This window comes from Chryseobacterium sp. CG10_8, assembly GCF_058117085.1.
Genome location: NZ_JBYVEB010000265.1, coordinates 1 through 741, shown reverse-complemented (window position 1 = coordinate 741; position 741 = coordinate 1). Strand labels below are relative to the sequence as shown.

Below are 741 nucleotides of genomic sequence, written 5' to 3'. Positions count from 1 at the left end.
CCTCTTATGCGAAAAACATTTACTGTTGGACTGTTCCTATGGAGCATAGCTAGCATCTCCGCACAAGAAGTTCTCTGGCAAAAAGACATCAAGTCTTCTACCCAAGACTTTCTCAATCAGATTACCACTACTGTCGATGGACAATTCCTTATTTCAGGGAGTTCCATCCAGCAATCCAAAATGCCCTCTGTTAGTTCAGATGGAGGAAAACCCCAAAACAATGGCTACGATTTTCACTTAGTCAAACTCAATCAACAAGGTGGTGAAGTTTGGGAAAAACATTTTGGAGGTCAAAACCATGATTTCCTCACTTCAGTAACCGCAACTCAAGATGGAAGCTTCCTCGTTACTGGCACCACGTTATCACCTCTAGGGTTAGATAAAAAAGATGAAAGCAAAGGAGGTTCCGATATTTGGCTTATTAAAGTTTCTGAAAATGGGGAAGAACAATGGCAACGTACTTTAGGAACTTCTGCCTTTGAAGAAGCCAAAGCAGTGGTTCTAAATGGCGACAAAGGATATGTTGTAGCAGGAAGTATTGAAAGAGGAGAAAAAAGCTTCGGCTCCAAAGATGTGTTTGTTTCTATTTTAGATAAGGAAGGAAAAGAGATCTCTCAATTAGTAATAGGAGGGAAAGGTTCTGATCAGGTCGAGTCTATGGTTCCTACTCGTGATGGGGGTATTGTGTTAGCCATCTATTCCAGAAGTGGGGCTGTTAGTAATGAAGACCTCAAAGTAAAT

The 741-nt window shown here is 41.0% G+C and carries 1 pseudogene; it reads left to right on the top strand.

Features of this window, described 5'->3' with window-relative positions:
* Nucleotides 1-741 (top strand): annotated as a pseudogene (locus tag AC4AGG_RS16655) (T9SS type A sorting domain-containing protein); the annotation flags it as partial.